10 protein-coding genes and 1 pseudogene are annotated in these 9652 nt (G+C 48.4%); 5 read left to right on the forward strand and 6 right to left on the reverse strand.

Annotated elements, in window-relative coordinates; all coding sequences use genetic code 11:
* A partial coding sequence (locus tag KU855_RS18010) for a hypothetical protein (RefSeq protein WP_218532496.1) occupies positions 1-232 on the forward strand: 232 nt, incomplete at its 5' end.
* A 5-nt stretch (positions 233-237) separates the two neighbouring features.
* Positions 238-585: a hypothetical protein gene (locus KU855_RS18015; protein ID WP_218532497.1), complete on the forward strand. Its 348-nt coding sequence runs from the start codon at positions 238-240 to the stop codon at positions 583-585.
* Positions 586-614: 29 nt separating this feature from the next.
* On the opposite strand, the gene KU855_RS18020 is transcribed toward KU855_RS18015, so the two are convergent.
* Positions 615-1997, reverse strand: coding sequence for an ATP-binding protein (locus KU855_RS18020; protein ID WP_218532498.1), 1383 nt, complete (start codon positions 1995-1997; stop codon positions 615-617).
* Positions 1997-2680 carry a response regulator gene (locus KU855_RS18025; protein ID WP_218532515.1) on the reverse strand — a complete coding sequence of 228 codons (684 nt, stop codon included), beginning with the start codon at positions 2678-2680 and terminating at the stop codon, positions 1997-1999. Before KU855_RS18025 ends, KU855_RS18020 begins: the two co-directional genes overlap by 1 nt.
* 177 nt (positions 2681-2857) lie before the next feature.
* On the opposite strand from KU855_RS18025, the gene KU855_RS18030 reads away from it, so the two are divergent.
* Together KU855_RS18030 and KU855_RS18035 are read left to right on the forward strand one after the other, a co-directional pair.
* Positions 2858-3337: a Spy/CpxP family protein refolding chaperone gene (locus KU855_RS18030; protein ID WP_218532503.1), complete on the forward strand. Its 480-nt coding sequence runs from the start codon at positions 2858-2860 to the stop codon at positions 3335-3337.
* Positions 3338-3436: 99 nt separating this feature from the next.
* A complete protein-coding gene (locus KU855_RS18035) occupies positions 3437-4333 on the forward strand; it encodes a cation diffusion facilitator family transporter (protein WP_218532505.1) in 897 nt (298 codons plus the stop codon).
* Here KU855_RS18035 and glnG read toward each other — a convergent pair.
* The 3 genes from glnG to KU855_RS18050 all read right to left on the reverse strand — a co-directional run bounded on the left by glnG (position 4305) and on the right by KU855_RS18050 (position 7614).
* Positions 4305-5717, reverse strand: a complete 1413-nt coding sequence (glnG, locus tag KU855_RS18040; RefSeq protein WP_218532507.1) for a nitrogen regulation protein NR(I) — start codon at positions 5715-5717, stop codon at positions 4305-4307. The two genes, KU855_RS18035 and glnG, sit on opposite strands and share 29 nt — an antisense overlap.
* Positions 5710-6834 (reverse strand): nitrogen regulation protein NR(II), encoded by a 1125-nt coding sequence (gene glnL / locus KU855_RS18045; protein ID WP_218532509.1) that lies wholly within the window; start codon positions 6832-6834, stop codon positions 5710-5712. Before glnL ends, glnG begins: the two co-directional genes overlap by 8 nt.
* A 231-nt stretch (positions 6835-7065) precedes the next feature.
* Positions 7066-7614, reverse strand: a complete 549-nt coding sequence (locus KU855_RS18050; RefSeq protein WP_218532511.1) for a DUF4124 domain-containing protein — start codon at positions 7612-7614, stop codon at positions 7066-7068.
* Positions 7615-7879: 265 nt separating this feature from the next.
* Between KU855_RS18050 and KU855_RS18055 the strand changes: the two genes are divergently transcribed.
* Positions 7880-9394 (forward strand): AbgT family transporter, encoded by a 1515-nt coding sequence (locus KU855_RS18055; protein WP_371316390.1) that lies wholly within the window; start codon positions 7880-7882, stop codon positions 9392-9394.
* A gap of 38 nt (positions 9395-9432) precedes the next feature.
* Here KU855_RS18055 and KU855_RS18060 read toward each other — a convergent pair.
* A pseudogene (locus KU855_RS18060) lies at positions 9433-9652 on the reverse strand (IS4 family transposase); the annotation flags it as partial.

Here is a 9652-nt window from a genome sequence, read left to right on the forward strand (position 1 = left end):
AGTGCTTGGTAAGGGAAAGAAGGCTCATGATAGGGTCTCAGCAAAAGAGAGTATAAGATCACAACGCCATCAAATTGAAAAGCTTTGCCCATTTGATTGGCTAAAATTTGTTCGCGATCTCACCCTGCGGTGGCGACTGATAGTTACAAACGCTGGAATAGTCGGATCCAGCAAACCTCAACGGGCCTTAGTGCCGTCGAGTTATTCCTTTTTCATCATTGCTGGCGTTTGAAGGACATGTTGGAACACCAACACTTTGCTATCGACAGAGTGATGCCCAATGACACCGTGATGACACAAGCAACCGCCAGTTTTGTCGCTAAATTTGCGTTTGAATACGAGGCTTATCGCACTTGGAATCAAAAGATTATTAATGAGATGGGGGCTGTGGAAGGCTACGATCGTTCACAGTTAGTGGCCGATTTTATTCGTGGCACCATGATCAATTCTGATGATGCTAGCAAGTGTTTTGATGACTTAGCCATCTACCGGCAGTTTTGTTATGCCTTGCTGCAATTGCTTGGGCATTCAGACAGTAAAGTGCCAGAAGAACACTTGTTACAGCAAATATTGTTCGAACAATAGCCCCAAGCCCCCTAAACGATATCAACGCGTTACTGCGGCTGATTAAGCGGAAGGACAATATCCAAGCGTAATCCATGAGGTTGATGATTGAATGCTTGGATTTCACCATCGTGGGCTTGTATCGCCGCGGCGGCAATGGCCATGCCGAGGCCCCAACCACCACTATCGCGTTGCCGAGCGCTATCGGGACGGAAAAAGGGTTTAAATAAATGCGCCAACGCCTCGGTCTCGACTCCGGGGCCATCGTCATGAATGGTGATCAGTAACTGATTGCCCCGTTGCTGGGCACTAATCCAGATATTGAGCGTTGCGTAACGAATCGCATTGCGCAGCAGATTTTCGATGGCTCGACTGAGTGGTCTTGGATAATGACTAAACGCCAGTTCAGGCAGATGAATATGCAACACCTTACCTTGCTGTTCTGCTTCGAATTCCGCATCTCCTAAGACTTGATCTAAGGTTTCGTTGAGCTCCAAGCGTTTGCGCGATTCGGGTAAGTTGGCTTTGACTCGAGATAATTCTAATAGCTCAGCAATCAAGCACTCTAACTGGTCGGCTTCATCGGCTATTCGCGTTAATTCTTTGCCATCAAGCCCATGTTTACGCGCCAAGGCCAGCGCCAACTGTAAGCGCGTCAGTGGGGTGCGCAATTCATGGGAAATATCGCCAATCAAACGCTGCTGAGCCAGCACCATAGACTCAATACTGTCACCCATTAAATTGAAGGCCTGGGCTAACTGGCCAATTTCATCGCGGCGCTGGGCAACCTGAGCGTCGACTCGGGTGGTTAAGTTACCGCGCGCAATGGCCTCGGCACTCTGTTTGAGTAAGCGTAATGGTTTGCCTAAATGCCACGCCAGCAGAGCGCACAGTAAACCGGATAATAAAATAGCTAATGCGAGCGTCAGGCCTTTGTGTTCGGCTAAATATAAAAACCATGGGCGCGGATGGTGCTCGGGGAAGCGACCATAAAGACTATAATTTTGGCCATTCATATTGAACTGGTAGGGGCCAAACATCAGATCATTACGAAATTGGTGGCTAATGGGGTGGCCGACTTCATCCACCATTAATTGGAAATGGCGTAGTAATTTAGGATTGCTGTGGGAATACAATAAGTTATCCTGGCTATCTGCCAGATAAAACTTGAGGTGCTTATCTTGGAACCTGGGGTGCTTAGCGACCCATCGATGCAGGACCCGCATGGGGTGATGTTGGTCGGTATTTGGGTAAGATTGCAGCTGGTTAGCGGCCTCTGCTAATAATTGCTGTAATGGCGCGGGGATCGCTTGTCTGTCATAGTTTTGCTGCATTAATGGCAATAAGGCGACCGCGGCAATAATGACCGAGCTGCAGAGCCAAAAGCTGAGTAGTAATTTGATAAATAACCGATTTGGCGTTTGCTTTAGCATTATGGGATCCAGATGTAACCTTTACCACGCAGGGTTTTTACTCGGGGGCGTCCATCATCTCGGGCGGGCAGTTTTTTACGTAAGTTTGACAGATGCATATCGAGGCTACGATCAAAGGGCATCAGTTTTTTACCCAAGACCACCTCGCTTAATTGCTCCTTACCCACTTGTTGGCCGGCGTGGGCAATCAGCTCGGCCAACAACGCAAACTCGGTGCCGGTTAACATCAGTAATTGCTGATGGCAGAAGGCCTCTTGGCGAGCATGATCTAAGCTAAGATCACCAAGCACTTGATGAGTTTCTGCTTGTTTATTCAATGAGTTATTGGCGCGGCGTAAAATCGCCCGAATTCTGGCGATCAACTCTCTATCGTTAAACGGTTTGGGCAGGTAATCATCGGCGCCAATCTCTAACCCGACCACCCGATCTATTTCATCTCCACGAGCGGTTAGCATGAGCACGGGGGTTTGACTGTCTTGCCTGAGGGCCTTGAGCACTTCAAAACCGTTGCGCTTTGGTAGCATGACATCGAGTAAGATTAAATCATATTGCTGACGGCGCGCTTGCGCTAAGCCTTGCTCGCCATCATGCGCTAAATCAAGGCTAAAGCCCTCCAGTTCTAATAATTGGCTTAGCAATTCACATAGGCCGGTATCATCATCAATTAGTAAAAGAGAGTGTATAGTCACGATTTTACTCAACGGCATTAGGGACATCATGGATGCTATTAATGTACGCGAAAGCAAAAATCTTGAATAGGTTTCTTTACCTAGCTTTACCTAGCCTGCGTACAGGCTGACATAAGGCAGAGTATACTTTTTGGGACCCATTTTTTTGACTCACCTCAGCGAGGGATCCTTATGAAAGCTAGAACTATGTTGTTACTCGTGGCCAGTGCTTACTTTTCAGCGACGGCAATGGCAAAAGACACAGGTGAAGGATCGAGTGATCACCAAGTTCGTCACCAAAAAAAACATCACCAGAGCCATGGCTGCGATGTGATGGATGGCAAGGGCATGCATAAGATGTTTAAGCGCTTAGATTTAAGCGATGAGCAGCGCCAACAACTTAAGCAACTAATGAAGCAGTCTCGCACTGACGATCAAGCTAAGGCGCGTTCGCAAATGCGCGCCGACAATCGGCAAGCCATGAGTGACTTAGTCACTGCCCCCCAGTTTGATGAGGGCGCGGCCAAAGCGTTACTGGCAAAACAAGCTGAATTTCGCCAGCAGCGCGCGCTCAACAATTTACGCTTACGTCATCAGGCCTACCAAATGTTGACACCTGAGCAGCAGCAAAAATGGCAACAGCGAATGGATAAGTGTCAGAAGAATCGATAATAACAATCGGATCTTAGGGGTAAGCTTGCACAGTTACCCCGTATAAATTCAGGTCGATTGGGTATACACTAAGGGATAAATTCTGCTTAATTCGTGACTATGACCAGTTCTTCCTACGATTTTTGGGTAAAGCTCGCCAGCCGCGCTTCTGTGGCAACCGCGCTCACTTTAATAGCAATTAAATTATTTGCTTGGCAATACTCAGGTTCCGCCAGTATGTTGGCCTCGCTGACAGACTCATTTGCTGATGCGTTAGCCTCAATCGTAAATTTATTGGCGATTCGCTATGCGATAGTGCCCGCGGATGATGATCACCGTTATGGTCATGGTAAAGCGGAACCCCTAGCCTCATTAGCACAATCAGCCTTTATTGCGGGCTCAGCCTTATTGTTGTTTTTGCATGGTGCTCAGCGGTTATTTGACCCGCAACCCGTGCAGCACGCTGACGTCGGGATTTGGGTCTCTGTGATTGCCATTGTCATGACCTTAGCCATAGTGTTGTTGCAGAAAAAAGCCTTGGCCATGACGTCAAGTTGTGTGATTGAAGCGGACTCTTTGCACTATAAATCAGACTTATTACTTAATGGCGCAGTCTTGATTGCGTTAGTCATGGCAGCAAAAGGCTGGTTATGGGCCGATGGCTTATTTGCGGTCTTGATTGCCCTCTACATCGGCTATCAATCCGTCGATTTGGCTTACCGTAGTATTAATCTGCTGCTGGATAAAGAGCTCGATGAAGAGACACGGACAAAAATAATCGCAATTGCCTTAGATGATGAACGAGTGCTTGGGGTACATGATTTACGCACACGCCAATCAGGCAAAACGACCTTTATTCAATTTCATTTAGAGTTGGACGGCAACCAGTCATTATTTGCCGCCCACAGCGCCGCCGATGCCGCCGAAAAGCGAATTATGGCGGCTTTTGATCATGCTGAAGTGATAGTGCATCAAGATCCGGTGCAACTTATGCCACACCCTCGGCCAGCTCCTTAAGCTTGCGCGTTAAGGTATTTCGACCCCAGCCTAAACAACGCGCGGCTTCTTGCTTGTGTCCTTGAGTATGTTCGAGGGCACAGGCTAACAAAATCCGTTCAAACTCCGGCGCCAATTGATTGAGAATATCAACTTCTTGGGCGTGAAGGCGCTGTTGTACTTCTTGTTGCAATAACGATTGCCAGCTAGCATTTGCTTTAGTTTCTGTGGTGCGATTGTGCTGACTGGTCAATAATTCCGGCGGTAAGTCTTGCACTAAGATTTCTTGCCCAGAAGCCATCACTGTTAGCCAACGACAGGTATTCTCTAACTGTCTCACATTGCCAGGCCAAGCGAGAGTGGTGAGGATATCGGTGGCGGCTTGACTCAATAGTTTACATTCCACCCCCATCTCTTTGGCCGCAGCAGCAAGAAAATGATTGGCTAACATCGGGATATCTTGGCGTCGCTGGGCTAGTGCTGGAATATGCACCCGGATCACATTGAGCCGATGAAACAAGTCTTCACGAAATTGGCCTGCACTGACTCGGTGTTCGAGATCTTGATGCGTGGCGGCAATAATACGCACATCGACGCTGACGGGAGAGTGGCCCCCGACCCGATAAAATTGACCATCGGCCAATACTCGTAATAGCCGAGTTTGCACATCGAGGGGCATATCACCAATTTCGTCGAGGAATAATGTGCCACCGTCGGCTTGTTCAAAGCGGCCATGGCGCACCGCCGCAGCCCCAGTAAACGCTCCTTTTTCGTGACCAAAGAGCTCAGACTCAATCAAATCCTTGGGAATGGCAGCCATATTTAGGGCGATAAATGGCTTATCTTTACGTGGGCTGTGTTTATGTAATGCGCCAGCGACCAATTCTTTACCTGTGCCCGATTGGCCATTGATCAGTACGCTGATCGAGGAGCGAGATAGGCGCCCTATGGCTCTGAAGACTTCCTGCATGGCCGGTGCTTCACCAATGATTTCTTGATGGGCGATGATAGGCGTTGCCACAGGTTGGTTGTTGCTTTCGTTGGCATGGGACAAGGCCCGCTCAACGAGGGCAATGGCTTCATCGATGTCAAAGGGCTTAGGTAAGTATTCGAAGGCGCCGGTTTGATAGGCATTCACGGCGCTATCAAGATCCGAGTGAGCCGTCATGATGATCACTGGAATATGCGGATAATGCTGTTGAATACGGCTTAACAGGGTGAGACCGTCAGTGCCTGGCATGCGGATATCTGACAAGATCACTTGGGGCTGATTATCCGTTAATGCCTGCCAGAGGGATTCTGCAGCGCAAAAGCTGGCACTGCTGATCCCCGCCCCTTTGAGTGCGCGCTCCAATACCCAGCGAATTGAAGTGTCATCATCTAGGATCCAGACTTGTTCATTCATGGCGGGCCTCGTCAATAGCAAGCGATAACTCATGGGGAGAGCGAGCAAGTTGCGGGCCTTGATCGCGTAGTGGCAATAATAGGGTAAATTCGGTGTGACCGGGCTGAGAGACGCAATCGATGCGGCCGCCATGCAGTCTGACAATGTTGTGAGCGATAGACAAGCCTAAGCCGTTGCCATCGGCTTTGCCGCTGACCATGGGGTAAAAAAGCGTATCCATGAGTGCATCAGCGATGCCAGGACCGTTATCGATAATCTTGATTTCCATCACTAATTTATGGCGCTTTTCACCTAAGGTCACTTGGTGCTGAGTCCGAGTGCGCACGGTGACCGTCCCCTGTTGCTGCGCCATGGCTTGGATGGCATTTTGGAGTAAATTCAGCAGGGCTTGTTGCAGTTGTTCCGGATCCATCACGCTATCTGGGATCGAGGGATCATAATCGCGCTGGAGACTAATGTTTGGCGGTAATGTGACTGCGACTAAGCGCAGCACTTTTTCAGTGACCTGATGGATATTATTCATGCTATGCAAGCTGGGGCGTTGCGGCCCTAGCAAACGATCGACTAAGTTTCGCAATCGATCCGCCTGCTCGATAATCATCGAGGTAAACTCTTGCAGTTGCGGGTCATTGAGCTCGCGATCCAGTAATTGTGCCGCGCCTCTCAAGCCCCCCAATGGGTTTTTGATTTCATGGGCAAGATTTCGTACTAAAAATTGCGCGGCTTGTTGCTGGGCATCTTGGTTCAGTTGTTGATGAATGCGCCGCTGCTGATCGACTTGTTTGAGCTCTAACACGGCCAGGCCGTTATCCGGCAGAGGGCTCAAGGTGAGATCGACGCTCACCGGTTGACCATCGTTGATGACTAGGCTGATGGCACTGAAATATAAGCCGTCACCACTTTGCACTGCCGTGGCTAATCGCTGATTGAGAGAGCTGGATAAATGGCATGAGTCAATTAAATTGAGTTCGGTTAACTTATGGCGATTAATCGCAAATAATTGCTCAGCCGCCGAATTGGCGTAGCGGATATGGCATTGGCTATCGATGACGATGACGGCAGTCATCAAATAATTTAATAACTTATCATCTAAGCTGAGCACATCGTTGGCGGTCATCTAAGTTATTTCCTTGGTTCATCGGGGCATATACGCCTAGTTTGCACCATGGTGGTGCAATCAACAAGCTTTGCCCTGTATTTGTGCGTTACCGACGCAGGCCGATAGCATGGGCAACCAGTGTTAAGGCATTACTGGCTAATCACATGATAACTATGCAAATATGCGGCCGTTTTTATTGATTGCTCAAGGAAAGCTTGGGGCACGAGGTTTCGCGCCCGTAAATCGGCATCATTTGGCGCGGGGTTGAGGTCTCGGCGGATGGTATATGGCTTGATGCATAAAAATGGTGATGGCTTGGGTTTGGGCCAAGATCTTGCCGCGAGGACTCACTAATTGTGCCTGGAGCGTATGGCTGCCGCGTTCGACGCCGGTGAGTTGAAACAGGGCTTGAGATTGGCCTTCATTGTAAAGCGTGCCATCAAGCAGCAACTGGTAAAACGCACCGGCAGGCTCGGGCTGCGATAGCGATAGCTTGACGCTAAAGTCACCATTGTTGTCACGAATAGTGGCTTCATTTTCTGGGCTAACTAAAGTTAACTGGTAAACCACTTCGGGGCTATTTTGCTCGGCGGCAGAGATGGGGGTTGTCACGCTGATTTGGTTAATCGTGGCAGGTTTCAGTTCGACTTCAACCGCATCGGCGCTAGGTTCATCCGAGTAATGTACCCGCCCTAGGTCATCGACCCAGCGATAGACTTTGGCACTGGCATTGACGCCGGCGGTTAGTATGAGCAAGAAAGTAAGGCAAATTGCTTGAGCCCAGTGTTGACTTTGCATCGTTATCTCATCCTTGGGACAGTATTAATTAAGGTTACTCATTTAATATCATTGTGCCTAGTTTTTTGATGAATTAACCGTCAATGCGCTATTAGTTAGCGTTAGCGCAAAGTCAGAATGTGTTTTACGCGACATTGTTGAGCATTCTCGAGGGTTCGGCTCGTCTTAGGCTTGTTTCTCGTTAATTTTGTCACTAATGTAGCACCCTAAAAAATAATAGGAGATGAACGTGCCGACCCAGGACCAGAGTCAAGCGCCAGCAAGCATGCTGAGCCGAATGCTAAATAGCATTGAAAGAGTAGGTAATAAATTACCCGATCCCGCGGTGATATTTTTGCTGGGGATGTTATTAATTTGGGGATTGTCTGCCATATTTTCACAGATGAGTTTTGCCACTATCGATCCGCGCACCGGTATGGCGCTCGAGGTCAATAATTTGCTCACCGGATCCGCCTTGGTTAGTTTTTTATCGTCGATGGTGACCACCTTTACCAGTTTTGCGCCATTAGGCGTGGTGTTGGTTGCCATGCTCGGGGTGGGGGTAGCGGAGCATTCTGGTTTTATTAATACGGCGCTAAAGCTCATGCTGAAAGTGACGCCGGCTAAGTTGCTCACGCCGTCAATCATATTAATTGCCATTGTGAGCCATACTGCCACCGATGCCGGCTATGTGTTAGTGATCCCCTTGGCCGGTGTTATATTCTTTGCCATGGGCCGTCATCCTTTGGCGGGCATTGCGGCGGCGTTTGCGGGAGTGAGTGGCGGATTTGGTGCTAACTTTGTGCCATCAGGATTAGATCCATTACTGCAAAGCTTTACCCAGAGCGCAGCACAAATTATTGATCCTGCTATCTCAGTTAATCCACTCAATAACTGGTTCTTCACCTCGGCATCGAGTTTATTTATTGTGTTGTTGGGATGGTATATCACCGATAAGATCATCGAACCAAGATTGCAGCAAACTCAGGTTGATGGTGACACCAGCGGCTTACCTTCATTTGATGAAGTGGGCACAAAAGAAAAGCGGGCGTTCCTCGTCTCAACCTTAGTGATGGCGTTAGGGTTGGCGTTATTGTATTTCGCCAGTGCACCGTCGGACTCACCGTTACGGGCGGCTAATGGTGAATTGACAGATTTTAAAGCCCCGTTAATGCAATCTATCGTGCCATTGATCTTCTTGCTATTTTGGATCCCTGGTGCCATTTACGGTTTTATGGTGGGGACCTTTACCAGCTCGCGTGACATGATTGCGGCTATGAGTAAGTCTATGGGCGGTATGGCATATTATATTGTGATGGCGTTTTTCTGTGCCATGTTTGTCGCGGCCTTCACTAAGTCTAATTTGGGGGCTTTAATGGCGATTGAAGGGGCCGAAGTACTCAAAGCGTTAGCCTTGCCAAGCTCGGTTACTATCGTTGGTATTATTTTCCTCACCGCCTTTGTGAACCTTTTCGTGGGCTCAAGCTCAGCGAAATGGGGTTTGTTAGGTCCGATTTTTGTGCCGATGTTGATGCAGTTAAATATCTCTCCTGATTTAACTCAAGCGGCCTATCGTATTGGTGATTCGAGCTCTAACATTATTACCCCACTAATGCCTTACTTCCCTTTGGTTGTGGTGTATTGCCAGAAGTATGTTAAGAATACCGGTATTGGCACTTTGATAGCGCTGATGCTGCCTTATTCCGTGACGTTTTTGATTGGCTGGACCTTGTTCTTGCTCGGTTACTGGGCTTTGGGTATTCCGTTAGGCTTGCAAGCCAGTTATAGCTACGGTTTATAACATACTCAAGCAAAAAGCCCGCAATAGCGTAATGCCGTTCACTTAGTGTGAACGGCATTTTTCTTAGACTTAATGGGATACTTGTTTTTACTCATTTTTAACGCACGTGGATAGGCCCTATCCCGTTTCCGATCAAGCTTGAACTGTCTCGCATTACGCACTATGTCCAAGACATCTCTCGGGACATTCCCTGGCGTTTGAGATGACAGCTGAGTCAGTTTTAAAATGATATAACTCGACGCATCTCTAAAGCTCAAT

It is taken from the genome of Shewanella sp. NIFS-20-20, from assembly GCF_019209865.1.
GTDB lineage: Bacteria > Pseudomonadota > Gammaproteobacteria > Enterobacterales > Shewanellaceae > Shewanella.